General features: G+C 60.2%; 14 protein-coding genes. 9 read left to right on the top strand and 5 right to left on the bottom strand.

Features of this window, described 5'->3' with window-relative positions:
- Nucleotides 1-28: 28 nt before the first annotated feature.
- A complete protein-coding gene (locus ACTJLB_RS21985; protein ID WP_440784447.1) occupies nucleotides 29-1267 on the top strand; it encodes a thiolase family protein in 1239 nt (412 codons plus the stop codon).
- Between the two features lie 40 nt (nucleotides 1268-1307).
- Here ACTJLB_RS21985 and ACTJLB_RS21990 read toward each other — a convergent pair whose 3' ends face one another.
- A complete protein-coding gene (locus tag ACTJLB_RS21990; protein WP_440784448.1) occupies nucleotides 1308-2318 on the bottom strand; it encodes an AraC family transcriptional regulator in 1011 nt (336 codons plus the stop codon).
- A gap of 143 nt (nucleotides 2319-2461) precedes the next feature.
- On the opposite strand from ACTJLB_RS21990, the gene ACTJLB_RS21995 reads away from it, so the two are divergent.
- From ACTJLB_RS21995 to ACTJLB_RS22005, 3 genes are read left to right on the top strand one after another with little or no spacing between them, the layout of a single operon-like run.
- Complete coding sequence (locus tag ACTJLB_RS21995) at nucleotides 2462-3244, top strand: enoyl-CoA hydratase/isomerase family protein (protein WP_440784449.1); 783 nt, start codon at nucleotides 2462-2464, stop codon at nucleotides 3242-3244.
- 42 nt (nucleotides 3245-3286) lie between these two features.
- Nucleotides 3287-4033 (top strand): SDR family NAD(P)-dependent oxidoreductase, encoded by a 747-nt coding sequence (locus ACTJLB_RS22000; protein WP_440784451.1) that lies wholly within the window; start codon nucleotides 3287-3289, stop codon nucleotides 4031-4033.
- Between the two features lie 24 nt (nucleotides 4034-4057).
- Nucleotides 4058-5620, top strand: a complete 1563-nt coding sequence (locus ACTJLB_RS22005) for a class I adenylate-forming enzyme family protein (RefSeq protein ID WP_440784452.1) — start codon at nucleotides 4058-4060, stop codon at nucleotides 5618-5620.
- Nucleotides 5621-5704: 84 nt separating this feature from the next.
- Here the strand turns inward: ACTJLB_RS22005 and ACTJLB_RS22010 are convergent, their stop codons facing one another.
- Both ACTJLB_RS22010 and ACTJLB_RS22015 read right to left on the bottom strand, forming a co-directional pair.
- Complete coding sequence (locus tag ACTJLB_RS22010; RefSeq protein WP_020065713.1) at nucleotides 5705-5881, bottom strand: DUF1427 family protein; 177 nt, start codon at nucleotides 5879-5881, stop codon at nucleotides 5705-5707.
- Between the two features lie 33 nt (nucleotides 5882-5914).
- Complete coding sequence (locus tag ACTJLB_RS22015; RefSeq protein ID WP_131318107.1) at nucleotides 5915-6877, bottom strand: quinone oxidoreductase family protein; 963 nt, start codon at nucleotides 6875-6877, stop codon at nucleotides 5915-5917.
- Nucleotides 6878-7066: 189 nt separating this feature from the next.
- Here ACTJLB_RS22015 and ACTJLB_RS22020 point away from each other — a divergent pair, with 189 nt between their 5' ends.
- The 4 genes from ACTJLB_RS22020 to ACTJLB_RS22035 all read left to right on the top strand — a co-directional run bounded on the left by ACTJLB_RS22020 (nucleotide 7067) and on the right by ACTJLB_RS22035 (nucleotide 12280).
- Entirely contained in the window at nucleotides 7067-7885 is an 819-nt protein-coding gene (locus ACTJLB_RS22020) for an AraC family transcriptional regulator (RefSeq protein ID WP_440784453.1), read from the top strand.
- A gap of 304 nt (nucleotides 7886-8189) precedes the next feature.
- Nucleotides 8190-9959 carry a glycoside hydrolase family 15 protein gene (locus ACTJLB_RS22025; RefSeq protein WP_440784454.1) on the top strand — a complete coding sequence of 590 codons (1770 nt, stop codon included), beginning with the start codon at nucleotides 8190-8192 and terminating at the stop codon, nucleotides 9957-9959.
- A gap of 169 nt (nucleotides 9960-10128) precedes the next feature.
- Nucleotides 10129-10569 (top strand): response regulator, encoded by a 441-nt coding sequence (locus ACTJLB_RS22030; RefSeq protein ID WP_440784455.1) that lies wholly within the window; start codon nucleotides 10129-10131, stop codon nucleotides 10567-10569.
- Nucleotides 10570-11446: 877 nt separating this feature from the next.
- Nucleotides 11447-12280: a CHAD domain-containing protein gene (locus tag ACTJLB_RS22035; protein WP_440784456.1), complete on the top strand. Its 834-nt coding sequence runs from the start codon at nucleotides 11447-11449 to the stop codon at nucleotides 12278-12280.
- 110 nt (nucleotides 12281-12390) lie between these two features.
- Here ACTJLB_RS22035 and ACTJLB_RS22040 read toward each other — a convergent pair whose 3' ends face one another.
- Together ACTJLB_RS22040 and ACTJLB_RS22045 are read right to left on the bottom strand one after the other, a co-directional pair.
- Nucleotides 12391-14622: a S1/P1 Nuclease gene (locus ACTJLB_RS22040; protein ID WP_440784457.1), complete on the bottom strand. Its 2232-nt coding sequence runs from the start codon at nucleotides 14620-14622 to the stop codon at nucleotides 12391-12393.
- A gap of 297 nt (nucleotides 14623-14919) precedes the next feature.
- Nucleotides 14920-15360: a hypothetical protein gene (locus tag ACTJLB_RS22045; RefSeq protein ID WP_440784458.1), complete on the bottom strand. Its 441-nt coding sequence runs from the start codon at nucleotides 15358-15360 to the stop codon at nucleotides 14920-14922.
- Nucleotides 15361-15814: 454 nt separating this feature from the next.
- Between ACTJLB_RS22045 and ACTJLB_RS22050 the strand changes: the two genes are divergently transcribed.
- Nucleotides 15815-17509 (top strand): hybrid sensor histidine kinase/response regulator, encoded by a 1695-nt coding sequence (locus ACTJLB_RS22050; protein ID WP_440784460.1) that lies wholly within the window; start codon nucleotides 15815-15817, stop codon nucleotides 17507-17509.
- Nucleotides 17510-17577: the final 68 nt, after the last annotated feature.

A 17577-nucleotide genomic window follows, 5' to 3' on the forward strand; every position in this document is an offset into this window, starting at 1 on the left:
ATCCCGGAAGAACTTCAGGAGCAGGAGCATGAGCGAAATTTATGTTGTGGGCGTCGGTATGACGCCGTTCGGACGTCTGACGGAAATGAGCCTCAAGGCCATGGTTCGTCAGGCGACAGAAGCTGCGCTGAACGATGCGGGCCTGCAGAAGGATTCGATCGAAGCGGCATTCTTCGGCAATGCATCGCAAGGACACATGGAGGGCCAGCAGATGATCCGCGGCCAGATTGCCCTGCGCGACATGGGCATCAGCCGTATTCCCGTGGTCAACGTCGAGAACGCCTGCGCCAGTGGAAGCAGCGCGTTCACGCTGGCGGTCAACCACTTGAAAGCAGGTGCCGGCGATATTGCGCTGGCGGTGGGTGCGGAGAAGATGTACTCGGCGGATCGCAGCCGCATGTTCTCCGTTTTCGACAGCGCACTGGACATCTCGTGCGCGGCCGACGTGCACGCCGATCTGCTTCGCATGGGTGAAGGCGTCGAGGTGCCGCCGGGCACGACCTCGCCGAAACCGTACAGCGTGTTCATGGACGTCTATGCAGCCTTCGCTCGCGCTCACATGAAACGCTTTGGCACCACGCAGCGCCAGATTGCAGCGGTCGCGGCGAAGAATCACGCGCATTCGGTGCACAACCCGCTGTCGCAATACCGCACGTCATACACCATTGACGACGTGCTCGCGGCGGCGCCAATCACCTACCCGCTCACGGTGCCGATGTGTTCGCCAGTGTCGGATGGCGCCGCAGCCGCGATTCTGTGCACGGGCGCCGCATTGCGCCGGCTGGGCCTCGATACGCACCGCGCGGTGCGCGTGCTGTCGTCGGTGATTCAGACCGGCAGCGATCGAAACTATACCGACGTGCGCAACCACCTCACCGTACATGCGGCAAGGCGGGCGTACGAGGCGGCTGGCGTCGGCCCGCGCGATGTATCGGTGGCGGAAGTGCATGACGCGACCGCAATGGGCGAAATCATCCAGATCGAGAACCTCGGATTTTTTGAGTTCGGCGAAGGCGGCCCGGCTTCCGAACGCGGCGACACCTCGATCGGTGGCCGCATTCCGGTCAATCCATCGGGCGGGTTGGAGTCGAAGGGACACCCGGTAGGCGCAACGGGCATTGCCCAGGTGCATGAACTGGTGACGCAGTTGCGCGGCGAGGCTGGACCCCGTCAGGTCGATGGGGCAAGCATCGCCGTGGCTGAGAATGGCGGCGGACTCTATGGGGTGGAAGAGGCTGTTGCTTGCGTGACCATTCTCGAGCGCTGAGCCCTGCAGATTTCTACCGCACCCGGACACCATCGGCAGGTCAGCGCCGATATGACCCAGGCGTGGTGCCGGTCCACGCCTTGAAGGCGCGGTTAAAAGCGGTGGTATCGGCGAATCCAAGCCGGGCCGCCAATTCCGCAATCGGCAATGTGCCGGTATTCAACCGCTCAATGGCCACGTCTTTGCGTATTTGATCTTTCAGTGTCTGGAACGTGATGCCTTCTGCGGCCAGGCGGCGCTGCAGCGTACTGATCGACATGTACAGACGCCCCGCTACCGCGTCCATGTCGGGCCACTCCGGCTCTCTTTGCAGCAGCACCGCCCGCACCTGCGCGCGCGTCGCGTAGTCGCAGGGATGCGGCAAGACGAAATTGCCAGGCGCGTTTTCGATCAGCGCGCGCAGTGCGGCCTCGTCACGCCGCACCGGCGCGTTCAACGCTGCCGCATCGAACCAGACCGCCGAGCGCGTCTGTCCGAACTGAACCTGGCACGGGAACATGATGGTGTGGAAAGTGCCCCACTGCGGCACTTCGTAACTGAAGTCGACTCTGCGTGGCGGCAGGCGATCGCCTTTGAGCCACGCGAGCATATGCCAGAACACCCGCATCAATACGTCGTGCGCAATGTGGCGGTGCGCAACTTCGGCGTCGGAGAACTGCAGCGTGAAGCCGGCAAGCGCGTCTTCGCGTGCGTAGTGCAGCGCTACGTCGTGTTGCAGTAGCCGGAATGTGTGTGCCGCGCGGCGCATGGCAACTTCCAGGCTGGGCGCGCCGAGCGCGGAGCGAATGATCAGTGTAAAGCCGCCGGGCCGCATGGGATGCGACAGAAACCCGATGCACTCGTCGTCGAGCGCCACGATCAGTTGCCTCAGTAGCGCTCCGTACTGCTTCGGCGTGATCCGCGCACGTGGATCGTCGAGCACGGCAGGGGAAATCCCGCAGCCTTCCAGCAACGCGGCAATCTTCGCGTCCGACATGGCGGCCTGTTCCCTGGCTCCTACCAGCGAGCCATGCACCAGACTGACGGGAACGGTATGCGTTTGAGCAGACATGCATGTCATTTAATCAGATTTACCGCGCTTACGCAGATGAGTTGAGCGGATCCGCAAAGAAGATGAATGGATACGCCATCGCGATTTGACGAGAGGCTTCTAAGATCTATGTATCAAGTGACCCGCCAATGGAGCCTCTACTTATGCACGCAGCAGCTGTTCTCACGGAGGTTCGCGACGGTGCAATCTGGCTTACGTTGAATCGCCCGGAAGCCATGAACTCCATTTCGCCCGCGGTGGTTCAAGGGCTGATGCACGGGCTCGACCTTGCAGCAACGTCTAACGAGGTCCGTGCCGTAGTCCTCTGCGGCACTGGGCGCGCTTTTTGTGCGGGCGCCGATTTGAAGTTCGTGCGCAGCACCGGCGACGCAGACGGCGTCGGAAGTTTTCTCGGCGACTTTCTGGTGTTGCTGAACCGGCTCGAAGCGTTCCCCAAGCCGGTGATCGCCGCGGTCAACGGCATGGCACTGGCAGGCGGCCTGGAGATGGTCTTGTGCTGCGATCTGGTCGTGGCCGCACGCTCGGCGCAGTTCGGCGACGCACACGCTAACTACGGCCTGTTGCCAGGCGGCGGCGGGTCGGTACGGCTGCCTCGCAAGATAGGCCCGACGCGCGCGAAGTACCTGATGTTCACAGGCGAGTTCGTGTCCGCCGAGCACATGAAGTTGGCTGGCCTCGTCAATGAGGTCGTCGATGACCCGGCGCTCCTGGAAGCGGTCGGCGCACTGGTTGCGTCGATTGCCGCGAAGAGCCCGCTTGGCCTCGCTCGGATGAAGGCACTGGTCGACGACGGTCTTCAGCAGCCGCTTGAAACGGCGTTGCGACAGGAACTGCTGATGAGCGCGCTGCATGAGCAAAGCCATGACATGCACGAAGGTTTAGCGGCGTTTGAAGAAAAACGTGCCCCCCGGTTCGTGGGGCGTTGATGGAACGGCCGACGCCTGTTCGGCAGCATGGGAAAGGATCAAATGAACCTGAATGACAAAGTCGCCATCGTGACCGGCGCGGCATCCGGCCTCGGGCTGGCAACCTGCAAAACGTTGCGTGCTGCCGGTGCAAAGGTGGTGGGATTCGATCTCGATGGCGCAAAGGTGGCCGAGGTGCTAGGGCCCGACATGACGGGCTTGGCCGTCGATGTTGCCGACGAGCGTAGCGTGATGGCCGCCGTGGAGAGGGTCCGCGACGTTCATGGTGCGGTGCATATCGCGGTCAACTGCGCGGGCATTCTGGGTCCGTGCAAGACGATTTCGAAAAGCGAGCTGTTTCCAACTGAATTGTGGAACCGCGTGCTCGGCGTCAACCTGACCGGCACCTTCAACGTGGTTCGACACGCGGCGTTGGCCATGACGGCAAATTCACCGGACGCCAGCGGCGAGCGCGGCGTCATTATCAATACCGCGTCGGGTGCGGCCAAGGCGGGTCAAATGGGACAAGCGGCGTACAGCGCCAGCAAGGCCGGCGTGGTCGGCATGACGCTGCCGATCGCACGCGATCTTGCGGAACACGGCATCCGTGTCATGGCCATTTCGCCTGGATTGTTTGAATCCGGCATGTCGGCCGGCATGCCGGCGAAAGTGTCCGACGGTCTCATCGACAAAATGCTGTTCCCGCGACGCATGGGTAAGGCGGAGGAGTTCGCTGGTTTGGTCCGTCACGTGATCGAGAACGCGTATCTGAACGCGCAAACGCTAGACATCGACTGCGGTACGCGCTGAACTCGCCAACCAGAGGAGACAAGGATGCAACTGTCCGACTATTTCGACGCCGCCGCATCGCGCTACCCGAACCGGGAAGCTTTTGTGGACGGCGACGGCACGATCCGTATCAACTTCGCCGAAGCGCAGAAGCTCGTCTATGCCGTGGCTCATGCACTGCGTACCGACGATTCGCTGGGGCTCGGCGCCCACATCGCCATCTACTCGCCAAACGATTACCGCATCAGCCTGCTGCAGATTGCGATAAACCGGGCAAGCATGGTTTGGGTTTCGATCCATACGCGCAATGCGGTTGAAACCAATATTGCCGTTCTCGACTATGCGGACTGCGATCTCGTTTTCTTCCACAGCAGCTACGAGGCGTTTGTTCCGGCGATGAAAACTGGTCTGCCGCGCACGAAGACATTCATTTGTCTCGACCGCGCTTCAGAGCATGGGGCGAATTTCGCCGAATGGATTTCGTCGCATCAGAACGTGACGTTGCCGGAAAGCGAGGTGGACGAGGATCGCCTCGCGGTGCTCCAGCCCACCGGGGGCACCACAGGTCCGTCGAAGGGTGCGCTGCTGACCAACCGGGCCGTCGAGATGAGTCTGATCTCGGTGTTTTCCGCACTCGACATGGACCACGAGACCCGCGTGCTGGCCGTCGCTCCCCTCACCCATGCGGCCTGCTTCGTGACGCTCGCTGCGGCGGTTCGTGGCGGCGCGACGGTGGTGTTACCGAGCTTCGATGCCTACAACGTACTCGATACCATCGCCCGCGAGCGCATCACGCACTTATTCCTGCCGCCGACGATTGTCTACGCGTTGCTGAGTTCTCCGGCGTTGGACCACGCGGACACGTCGTCTCTGCGATGCATTGCCGTAGGTGCCGCCCCGATTGCGCCGGAGAAGCTGAAGGAAGCTGTACGTCGCATTGGCCCAGTCATCTACGAGGTTTACGGGCAGAGCGAATGCCTGTTCCCCGTCGTCGCCAAACAACCTGCGGACTACCTGCTGGAATCGGGCGAGTTCGACGAGGACGCCCTGCGCTCGGCAGGGCGTGCCGTGCCGTTCGCGCGTGTCGAGATCATGGGCGACGATGGCGCCCTTGTCGGCCCCGGTGTACGCGGGGAGATCGTGGTGCGCTCGGCCATGGTGATGGCCGGCTACTACAAAAAGCCCGAGGATTCGAGCGCGGTCTCGGCCCGCGGATGGCATCACACGACCGATATCGGCATACGGGACGCGCGGGGGTTCATTACCATCGTGGACCGCATGAAGGACATGATTGTCAGCGGTGGCTTCAACATCTTCCCCGCTGAAGTGGAGGCTGCGATCAACGCGCATCCGGCCGTATTGGATTGTGCAGTGGTTGGCGTGCCGGACGAAAAGTGGGGCGAGGCCGTGAAGGCGATCGTGCAACTCAAGGCGGGCCAGGAAATCTCGGAAGCGCACCTGATCGAGCTATGCAAGCAGGCGCTGGGGAGCGTCAAGGCGCCCAAATCGGTGGAGTTCTGGACGGACCTGCCGCGTAGTGCGGTGGGCAAGATACTCAAACGGGAAATACGCGCGCGGTTCTGGGAGGGACAGTGGAGGTCCGTCTGAGCTTGCGGCACTTATGCGGACGGCGATAAACTCGCCGCCCGCCATCAATATCCTGCCTGTCACGCTTGAAGCTGCGTTCGCGACCTAGCCGATTCCATGCGCCAGCACGTGGCGTACGAAAGGAAGCACGCTCTCCCCTGCCAGCATGCCGAGCAGACCCACAAGCGCGATCGTCGGCGGCGCCGGCGACTTCACGTTGATAACGCTATAGACGAGCCCGACCAACACTCCGGCAGCGAGCGACACGAGGTAAGGTTTCATGAAGTTTTCCAGTTCCGAGCAGGGAAACAACGCTCACATTTCAAGCACGACGCGGCCACGGGTCCCAGCCTGGACCGCCTCGTATGCAGCCTTTGCATTTTCCAGCGCGTATCGTTGGGCAATCACCGGCGGCTCGAAGCTTCCTTTCTCGAATTCGGCTCTTAACGCATCCATGAAGGGTGCAGAGTCGGCAACGCCAAGCTTCGCGCTGTCTGCCCCGTATAGCTGTGTCTCGTTGTGATAAAAGTCGATCAGATCGAATTCGACGCGCCGCTTGCCCGTGGCACTGATTTCAACCACGCGCCCGCGCCGCTTCGCAAGCGAAAGCGCAAGTTCGAACGTCACGCCTCCTACCGCATCGTAGACGAGGTCGACACCACCGTTTGCCAGCTCGCGCACACGCAGTGCTGCGTCCTCCGATATGGGCACGTAATGGTCGATGAGGCGACCCGCAGGTGAATCCGGAAGCGGTTCATGACGATCCACTGCAATCACTCGCGCGCCGCGTGCTTTTGCAATTTGCGTCACGGCACCGCCAACGCCTCCCGACGCACCAATCACAGCGATGGTTTCGCCCGCGGAAAGTCGTCCGTACTCGACTGCGCCGAGCCATGCAACGACGAAATTGACGCCAATGGAAGCGGCTTCGGCGTGTGAAAGATTGGCCGGCTTGCGCGACAGCGCTTTCACGGGAATTCGCAGAAATTCAGCGTGAGTCCCGTCGCGCGTGAAACCAATGTCGCCTCCCGTGCCCCAAACTTCTGCTCCGATCCATTCGGCAGGACCTTCGACCACAACGCCGCTGAAATCGCGGCCAGGAATTCGCGGCGGTACGGTGTGCGAGAAGTGACCCGAAAGATTCTTGACGTCACTAGGATTGACCGAGGCCGCCTTGACCTGAACCACCGCCTGCTCTGCATCGGCATGCGGGGTCTCCAGATCGAGATACTCGAGTACGCCCGGGTCACCAAACGAGCGGAATTGAATTGCTTTCATGGCCTGGTCCTTTGACGGTTCTGGCTGCACTGGAGTCAGTGCATGCATTCACGAGTCAAAGTGTAGTGCGCGATGCGGCGGGCGTTGCGACAATGACTTCTGTGTTTCGGACAAATGCAAAGGAGCGTCCGATTGATTTACCGACTGTCCCGCACTACCCTTTCGCGCAACAACACACGAATCGATGCCATGTCCAAAGCAGTTCCTCCTGACCTGTCGGATAGCACGGAGCCCGGAAAGTCCTTGGCCCGGACGTACCCTCGTGGACTGCACATCGAGCCGCATTCACATGACTGGGCGCAAGTTCTCTATGCGGTGGCGGGCGTCATGTGGGTCGAGGTCGGACGCCAGGCGTTGGTGGTCCCGCCTCAGCGGGCGGTCTGGCTGCCTCCTGGTACCGTACATTCGATTCGAATGATGAGTGCGGTCGAGATGCGAAATCTCTACCTGAGAAAACGCGACGTCGAGCATTTAACCAAACGCCCGGACGTGTTCGAAATCAATGGCCTTTTGCGCGAGCTCATCACGACCATTGCAGAGCGCGAAGCGGAGCGAGACGACGAATACCTGGACCTCGCATACCGGTTCGCCGCGCTGGAACTCGCACACGCGAATCGCTACTCGCTACGAATCCCATTGCCGGATGGCACCGACCGTCGGCTCGAAGTCCTTTGTCGAGCGGTCATAGAAAATCCGTCGGTCGACATCAGCTTCGAGCAACATGCGGCGTCCGTGGGCGCGAGCGTGCGCACCTTGGCGCGACTGTTTTCCCGCTCGCTAGGCATCGGCTTCGCTGAATGGAGGCGGCAGGTACAACTTGCGATTGCGGTTTCCAGGCTCGCCGAAGGTCAGTCGGTCAGTACCATCGCTCGGGCGCTTGGATATCAGCCAAGCAGCTTCAGTGACATGTTCCGGCGAGAACTGGGAACGTCGCCGAGTGAGTTCGATGCAGACCGGACGCTCGCCGATGCGTCCGGGGCGCCGGAGCCGGCTCCTGGCCTGGATTAGGCTCGCCACCCGCGATGAAAGTGCGCTTCGCGAGCCGCGCCCGGTCGTCCGTTCATCGGCTCGCGCGGGCTACAAGCCTCTGCTATCGCAGCCTTTCCTCTACCGCCGCTGGCTTGCAAAAGCGCCAGGATCGAGTCATCCGCCGTGACATGGAACAGAAAGTGCTGCATCCAGCGCTCATCAAACGAATGCCGGAACTCGTCCAGTCACGGGGCTTCCGCTCGAGGGAGAGCTAATGGGCTCGCAACGCACAGAGTGTCAACGGCCAGTCCTCGCGACTGATTGCCGTGGCCTTATCGGCAACATGAAGACGACGGCGCTCGTTTCCACCCATGGGTCCATTGATTTCATGTGTTATCCGCGCATGGATTCGCCCACCATCTTCGCCGCGTTGCTGGACAAAGAAGGTGGCCAGTTTTCGATCACTCCATGCTCTGCCGATTTCACTTCGAAGCAGATGTATTTGCCGGAGACCAACGTCCTCCTGACCCGCTTCATGACAGGCGATGGCGTTTGCGAGCTTGTCGATTTCATGCCGGTCGTCAATGACTCCAAGGGCAAACTCTCGCAGTCGACTGCAAACTGCGTGATCCGGGCGGTCAAGGTTCTGTTTGGCTCGATGCACCTTTCAGTCTCCTGCACACCGCGCTTCAATTACGGGCGCGCGGGCCACACTGTCGAGCAGACAACGGGAGGCTTCCGGTTTGTGCCCGATGACGGTGCCGCACCTCTTCTCCTTCATGCGTCAACATCACTTGCATGCGACCGCGGCACGGTTGAAGCCACAGTGAAGCTTAGCGAAGGCGACACGCTTTGCATCGTGCTCGGCGCCGAGGCCGAGCTCGCGGAACAGAAGATTGATGGTGAGGCGCTGCTCAGCGATACCACCGACTTCTGGAAGCGCTGGTCTTCCCAGTCGTCTTACCGCGGCCGTTACCGGGAGATGGTTCTTCGCTCGGCGCTTACCCTCAAGCTACTCAGTTCGAGTGAGCACGGCGCGATTATCGCGGCGCCCACCTTCGGACTTGCTGAATCGCAGGATGGCTCACGTAGATGGGACTACCGCTTTACGTGGATACGCGATGCCGCATTTTCCGTCTATGCGCTATTGCGGCTCGGCTATACGCAGGAAGCGGAGCATTTCATGCAATGGATTGCGAACCGGAACCGGGACTGCGCTTCGGACGGCTCCCTCCAGGTGATGTATGCCGTCGACGGCCGGCCTGTGCCAGAAGAAGAAGCCCTCGAACCGTTTGGCGGCTCAACCGGCAGCTTCCTGATAGGCAACGCTGCCCGGGACCAGAAGCAACTGGATGTCTATGGGGCGCTCCTCGATGCCGTGTACCTGTACAACAAATATGGCGTCAGCATTTCGTACGAAGGCTGGCGCCATGTAGCGCGAACTGTGCAGTACGTGGTCGCGCACTGGCGGGAGGCGGATAGCGGAATCTGGGAGTTGCGCAATGGTACCCGCCCGTTGCTGCATTCTCGCCTCATGTGTTGGGTGACTATCGACCGCGCTCTGCGGCTTGCTGAGAAGCGCTCGTTGCCGGCACCGTTTAGCGACTGGTTCGCCGCAAGGGACGAGATTTATCGCGACATCCACGAGAATTTCTGGAACCCGGAGCGCAACAGCTTCGTCCAGACTCCGGGCTCGACCACGTTCGACGCCTCCGTGCTGATGATGCCACTGGTACGGTTCATCGGCCCGCAGGACCCTCGCTGGATCGGAACGCTTGACGCAATCGGCGCAGAACTGAAGGTCGACCCGCTGATATTCCGCTACACGCGCGGTTCGACGCTCGACGGCCTGCCCGGTATGGAAGGCGGATTCAGCGCGTGCTCTTTCTGGTACGCCGAGGCTCTCGCGCGCTCCGGAAGAGTCGACGAGGCCCGCCTCGTATTCGAAAAGATGCTGGCTTACGCGAACCACGTCGGCCTGTTCTCAGAGGAAGTCGCCACGACGGGAGAATCCCTCGGCAACTTTCCGCAAGCACTGACTCACCTCGCCCTGATCAGTGCTGCTTACCGGTTAGACCGCGACCTCGATGGAACCCATGTTCCGTGGACCTGACACTGGGACATTGCGACGCAGGGCAGCAATCAGTCTGAATCTAGGCTGCAACACCCATCTGGAAGAACCGTTTAGGGGTTCGACGGAACCGGCGGCGGACAGGCGCTGAGCGCTCGGCAGGTACGCCGCTTGCGAAAGTTGGTGGAGTTCTCTCTACCAATATCGCGTGATGTCCACCGTACTGCTCGTCGACGATGACCTTGAAAACAGATGGGCGCTGCAACTGGCGCTGGAAAGTCGCGGCCACCGGGTCGTGCTAGCCGGGAACGGATGGGATGCGCTGCGCAAGGCACAAGCCGACTTTCCGGAACTCGTTCTCACCGATCTGGAGATGCCTGAGATGAGCGGCAGAGAGCTTTGCCAGCGTCTAAAGTGCCGGCCTGTATTTTCCGACATACCGGTGGTGTTGCTGTCGGCTATGCCGGAACCTGAAGAAGAAGGGATACGCTCCTGGAATGCGTTCCTCCGGAAGCCGGCCCCGATTGAAGTGTTGCTCGATACCATCGACACGTTCATCGCTGCACGGCTGACTTACGCGCGCGCATCGCAGCGCGCCGAGTACCCTATTGTGGTGCGATGGACAGCTATCGATTCGCGATGCTGGCCTTGACTGCATCGCAGCGCGTAGCCACTTTGGCACGTCGTCACTTTAGATCGTGACGGTGCTGATTGGAAAGTTGGCTCCATCCATGCTCTGCACCGAAACCCGCAAACCGTCGTCCGGCTCATGCTGTTCGGTAAAAGAACATTCACTGGGTTTGAGCATCCTGTTCTTCTTTCGCGGGATTCAATCGAGTCGTCGCAACGTTGCACTGTTGGGGAGCAACGGCAGTCCATAGTGCCGAGTCGAGTCTTGAGCCGGGCCGCACCAGACGCAGCGCGTGGGAGCCGTCGCAAAACTCGAGGCATTCTATCTCCATGCAATCGCCAACCGGTTCCGATGCATTGCGACAGACGCCGCGAAAGTGCTTGAACGGAAGCCCTCCTTCTCGCAGCATATCGAGAGCCGATGGCTCTCCCTCGAGTTCTTCCTTCGTTAATCGGCATCTATTTAGTAAGGTTGTTGCAGCTTCGGCGTCGTGCATCTTCGTACCCCGTTGGAGAGTCATGGCGAATGCCGCCGGGGGGCGGTGTTCCACTCCATAACGCTAGCAATTTTTGTGCAATGCAGCACTGCTATGCGCTGCTTGGCTCCAGCGTCCGCACCGGCGCCTATGTAGCGGCGCCGGTCTGAATTATGGGCTTATTGCCGCATAACCCAAGCACCACAAGGGATGCAAATCCGGCGTCAACGCAGGCAAACTTTGTACAAAGCGGAGCGCGACATTGCCTTCACAAAACCTTCATAAACCGGCCGGCGACGATTTTCTCTAATAAGGACGGCGTTCGCCCGCCCTTCGATAGCGTGCAGCGTCACGCGCGGGTCATGAAGCCAGAAGGAATGGTTTTTGCCCATACTGGTGCATCGCGCAATATGAGGAACCATCATGACTTCGGACGGCAGCAAACCCTTACCCGACCGTGACGCACTGGCGGAATCCAGCTTCGCGATCTATGCCGGCCCGTTGGTCACCGAGGCCATCGGACAGGTGTCGGCTCTGCGGGACGATGCAGATGCCGAGAAGCTCCACAAACTTCGCATCGCCCTGCGCCGCTTGCGTACTTTGCTCTGGGCATATCGGCCGATTCTCGATGAGAAATTCGACAACGAGCAGCGCGCCCTTTTCAAGTTCATGGCCAACGCAGCGGGCAACACGCGCGATTGGGACATATTGATCAAGCTCGTTGAGAAAGACAGTGACCAGGCTCTTCTGGATGCATTCAGAAGAAGTCGAAACGAGACGGCCGAAAAAAGCGCCGAAACTCTGCGTAACGCACATCTCGACAAGACACTACGCAATGCAGTGAGCGAAGCGAACCGGGAGTTGAACACATCGCCGACACGAACACCGCTGCGGAAATTCGCGCAAAAGCGGGTAAAGACGGCGCAGCAACAATTGAAAAAACGGATGCGCCACGCGTCGAAAGCGGGCAGTTCTGACTACAACTCGTATCACGACGTGCGCAAAGCTGGAAAGAAGGTGCGCTATCTCATCGAGTTCTTCGAGCCGTTGCTGGGCAAAAAACAGCGCAACGGACTGAAGGGACTCAAGCGGCTACAGAAGCATTTCGGCGCACTAAACGACGCCGTTGCGAGCCGTGACTTGCTCGACGCGAATCGTTCTTCGTTGCCTGCAGATGTCGATGCAACGTCAGTCTTTCGTGCGTTGAAGAAAGAACAGCAGCGCCAGATTAAAGCGGCGTCGAAACTGCTTGGTTAAATGCTCGGGCCAGTCACCACACTCGCCTTGCAAGGCGCTGTGGTGTGCTGGCCCGTTGTGTGTTCGTTGTGTGTGGTTAGCGCCGCCGTGCGGCGGCTAACAACGTGGCGTCATTCGAGCAACGGGGCAATCTTGTCCAGCGTCACAGAAGGCACAAACTCCTTGCTTTGATAAACCTTCGCCAATTCCGCTTCTGGAATTACCCGTGCGCCTGATGGCAGCGACGTGTCAGCCTTCTCGAATGCTGCTTCCCAGATGGCCGCAAGATATCGCGCTCCCGCACCCATCAGCCTCGCCGTATCGTCTCCAAAAGCATTCCAGAGACCGTCGACTACCTTCGCCGAACTGCCGCCGCCGAGGCGAATATATTCGTCGATCAGCTTGCTGGGAGGGAGCATGTCTGCCGCCTGCGCCATCAGCGTTACGGTGGCGAAAGCGGCATCGCGTCCATTAGAAATGGCGGGGATCGTACCTTCGAAGCGTTTCGCTTGCGGAGCAATTTTGGGCAGCAACTCAGTCGAGTGCCGGTCGACCATCTTGTCTTCGTACGTCGAATGGACTCCCTTGCCCGGCCACGTTTTGCTGGTTGCGCCCGGGGCATCGCGGTATCCGTCGGCATGATAGGACCCGTGAAGCGGCTGGCACGCATCGCCAACGTAGTGAGCCAACACGCCTGCGGCGCACAGGAATCGCGTATCGTCTCGGGCCTTCAACTGCCGAACCATCTCGTCAAAGATCTGCCACACGCGGAACGGCAGCAGTCCCTCTGAGCGACTGTCCGCCTGGCCTTCGTCTGCATACCACTTCAGCCATACAGAAACACTCATGTTGTCGATGCTGCTCAACGTGACGTCGCGCAAGGTCTTGCCGTTGGCATTGGGCTCGTCGATATCGGCGTAATGGGTCGGATGTTCGGGCCCGGCGTTCTGCGCGTAGTCCCGTCCGCCAGGCACACGCGCTGGCGTCTTCTTCCACACGAGGTCGGGCACATCGGCAAGTTCAACGAATTCGCCGTTGGCGAGTTTCGCGTGGATCTGCTGCGGCGGCGTCAGCTCATCAGGACGAAAACTGATGCGCTCGATATTCGCCTTCATGAACTCCCGCAGTGGACCGTTCGCTACCGATTCGATTGCAGCGGTCGCGATGCTGTAATGACCCGTTTGTCCCCAGTACGGGTTAGCGCCTTGATTGTGGTCGCGGACCAGGTCGACGTCGAGCAACTGACATGCAGTGCTGAGCCCGGTAGCCAGCGCATAGTTCAGACGCTTGTCGCCCTCAAGTAACGTCTGGCCGCCCCACTCCACCGCCAACGGATGCAGCTTGGGCTTTTCCTTGTCTCCAGACTTCAGGTACCACACCGTGCCCGAGTCGCCGGCCTGTGTTTGCGTCGAGCCCGATGTTGGCGCGATGAGAAACTGCGAAACATAGTCATAGCCCGCCAACGATTTGTGGCGGTAGAAAAGTGCCTTGATGGTTCCGTCGAGCAGTCCCGAAGCGCTACCGAACGCAGTCACGGGCTGGTCGACAAGTCGAAGGCTCAGGCTCAGTTCATTCAGGTCGGCGATTTCCTCAGGCGTCCCTTCGATGCCGAAGGGCTGGCTCGACCAGTCGTTGACGTCGTGGACTTCGACGAGACCAATGTCTAGCGTCAAATAACTGCGGCTCCCAGGAAACTCCGGAAAGACGGAGGTGAACGGTTCCCGCGTCAGTTGCCGCTCAGAGGCGATGCCGATTTCGGCAACTGCACCACGCAGACGCGCTTTAACGGGACTTCCAGGCTCCCCGCACACGTGCCGATTCGTGAGCGCATAGGTTGTATGGCCGTCGGTCACGAGACATCCCACGCTCGCGGTGCGTTCGACACCCTGCGCCTGCGCGAGCAGCGGACATCCGCCGCCAATATAGGTCGAGGGCCAGCGGGTATCGGCCGGGGCGTTTGTTGACGGCTCGGTCTCCTGCACTGCGACGACACAAACCGGAACTGCGCGGCCGTCCGGCATATAAAGCGTACGCGGCACCATATGGTCCGGGTCGACCTTGCCAAATCCGAATTCCGTCGCATCTACCCAGTTGCGCACGAGCACGATGACTGCAGGCCACGAATACGGACGCACTTCCGAATTGTCGAACGTGCGAATGCCTTTCTCAAGTGGCGAACGGCTTCTGTCGGAATCGGCATTGTCCCCGGGCCAGGGGTCGTCTTTCCGGATCAGGTACAGACCCACAGCAGTGCCTACGACGTTCGCCTTGTTCGACAGATGCCAGTGATAAAGCTCTCTGGCTTCGAGCAAGTCCTTCAGTGAGAGGCTCTGGAAATTCTGCTGCGTGGACAGTGGGCTCATCTCATCACCTTCGCGAGTTCGACCAGGAGCGGCCGGTTAGGATGCGCGTCGTGGGACGAGAAACTGTCCACTTCGCACGTTCGCATTCAGGTTGGATGACCCATGTGACAACTTCGCGAAAGCATCGCTGGCGAAGTCGCAACGCGGGATTTCCAGGTCGCGGCGGACCGCAGATGATTTAATCGACCCTTGATTTACAGGAACATCGTGCGGGTGGCGCAAGGAACACGTCTCAGTCCCTTGCGCGCTGCCAACAAGTCAGAAGGCGCGCGAGCGGAGCGCCGCGACCGCCTGCTTTCATCCTTTCGCGGGGCGCCCCGTCTTCACCGCTTCTACCGCGGTCACGGCCGCCAGAAGACGTTTCAACGCCGCGGCCTCGAGCATGAGTAGCCCCGCCCGCAACAGCTCGCTCTTTTTGACGGATACGCCCGCGTCCAGACATTTCTGCTTCAGGGCCGCAATCTTTTCGTAGTCGGATTTCGGCATCGTAAAGCTGTCTCGCACCACCTTTTCCTTTCTGGCACGACGGGGCTTCTGTTCAGCCTGCGCCTTTACTTCTTCCTGCTTCGAAGCAGCGGCGCGCTTTGCTTTCGGTGCAGTTTTCGTCGGGACAGGATTGTTGGTTGCAGGCTGCTCGGCAGGTTCGGCCTGCGATACGTTAACGCTCTCCTGACCTTTCGAGTTCTTGGGGAAATGAAACGCCTTTTTTGTTGGCTGTCGTAGAGTCGGTGCGGCCATGGCTGATCCTTTTTTAAGAGTAACGGTATAAACAGTATATACGGTTATTTATCTGGGAAGTGGTCGATAAGTGGTCTATGGATGCGTGCGCCGCGCGCCTCGTGACTACGGCGCCGGTTGCGAATGGCCCCGCTCCGGTCCCGCCGCTCGCACCTGCACATCGTCTGGGGGCAGCGAAGAATCGGTCCTTGACCGTCTCGACCCAGTATCATGTCGCATCGTCGCCGATCGGTTTGACGTGCCGCGAAAGCCCATCGCCGTTGCGGTTGGAGACTCTCGACGCGGGCCTGCCGCACCACCCGGGAGGAGCCGGCATCGTTGACTTGGCGTGCTTCGTCCCGTATTGTTAAATGGACCCTTGGAGTGAGAGGTGGGCCTACGTCAACCGCTCGCACATATGCAACGAGCCTTGCTTTGTGGCACTCTCCGGTCCCCATCATCTTTGGATAGCAGCATGCCTGGTTACACTGGCGAGCTTGCCCGACGGCCTGCCCGGGCACCCGATTACGCAGCCGAAAATCAGGCCCTCGTCGCTCTAGCCCGGGCCCAGGCTGGCTCGCGCGAAGAACTTCTCCAGGCAATTGCAGACACCGCGCTGTTGCTGTGCTCGGCGGGCAGCGCAGGCATCAGCCTCATCGAGCAGCAACAAGGCGAGCAGGTGTTCCGCTGGCTTGCCGTATCAGGACTCTGTGCGGGCCTTCAGGGAAAAACGACCGCATGGGAAGACTGCCCCTGCGGAGTAACCTTGCGGGCCGGCACCGCCCAGTTGTTTGTCGAGCCACAGACGCAGTTCCCGTGTTTGTCATTCCCTGGCATAAGCGTCCCGGAAGGTGTCGTTGTTCCTATCAATGTGGGAGGCAAGGACCTCGGTGCGATATGGGTCATGTCCCACCGGGACGACTGCCGATTCGACCTCGAAGACGCCCGGCTGTTATCGAATCTTGCCGTCTTCGCGGGCTCTTCGCTGACAATCGTTGACGCACGCGATATCAGCGAGGAAAGCGAGCGCAGGCAAAACGAATTCATCGCGATGCTCGGGCACGAACTGCGAAATCCGATGGCGCCGATCGACAGTGCGATTGGCGCGGCCAGGCATCTGTGCGCCGACAACCAGCGAGCGGCCCGCGTGCTGGATATCGCACACAGGCAGATGCGCCACCTGCGCACTCTCGTAGACGACCTGCTGGACGCCGCGCGCCTGCAGCACGGAAAGCTCACCATCAAGCTCAGCGACACATCGTTCAACGACATTGCGTTCGATGCGCTGTCGGCAATCAGGCATCACATTGAAGCGCGCAAGCATAAGCTGACGGTCACCGGCCTCGACGAGCAGTTGCCTGTCCGTGCCGATCATGTGCGGTTGAGTCAGGCCCTCGGCAATCTGCTGTCGAACGCTGCAAAGTACACCGCAGTCGGCGGCGATATCCGGATGAGCGTAAGCATCGAGCCTTCGAATTCCACTGACGGCGTCTCTGACTCGGTACTCGTCGAGATTCAGGACAATGGCATCGGTATCGAAAGCGTCGCTCAGCAACAGATATTCGAACTGTTTGCCCAAGGAGCGAGAGGCGCAGCGCGGGCAGACGGCGGCCTCGGCATCGGACTCGCCGTTGCGAAACGCATGGTGGAACTCCACGACGGCGAGATCTTGTTGCGCAGCGACGGTCCAGGAAGCGGAACGACGGTACGCCTTCGACTACCGATACTGAGGCCGGTCGCTGATACGCACGTCGCTCAACAGGTGCAAGCGCGTGCGGAGACGAAACGGGCGCGGCTGATGGTGGTCGACGACAATCGCGACGCGTTGCAGGCACTCGGGCTTCTGCTCGAAGTGGAAGGTCATGAAGTCACCACGTCGGACAATGGCACCGACGCAATCAAGCTGATGTCAGAGCGCCGCCCGGACATCGCACTGATCGATATCGGAATGCCGGTGATGGACGGATTCGAGGTCGCACGCCTCGTCCGGTTGAATCCAGAACTTAACGGCATCGTGCTGGTGGCACTCACCGGCTACGCAGCCGAATCCGACAAGTCCCGAGCGCTTGCCGCTGGTTTCGATTTCCACCTGACCAAGCCGCTTTCGCTGGACAAACTCGAATACATCCTGTCCAACCGGTCCGAAGGCACGCTTAGCGGCATGGTTTGAAGCCTGGGTGCCGCGCACCGGTTTGTATCGCCATCGTTTTGTTCTGATCCACAGCTCCCTCTGATCGG

Source organism: Paraburkholderia sp. 22098 (assembly GCF_052045935.1).
GTDB classification, from domain to species: Bacteria; Pseudomonadota; Gammaproteobacteria; order Burkholderiales; family Burkholderiaceae; genus Paraburkholderia; species Paraburkholderia caledonica.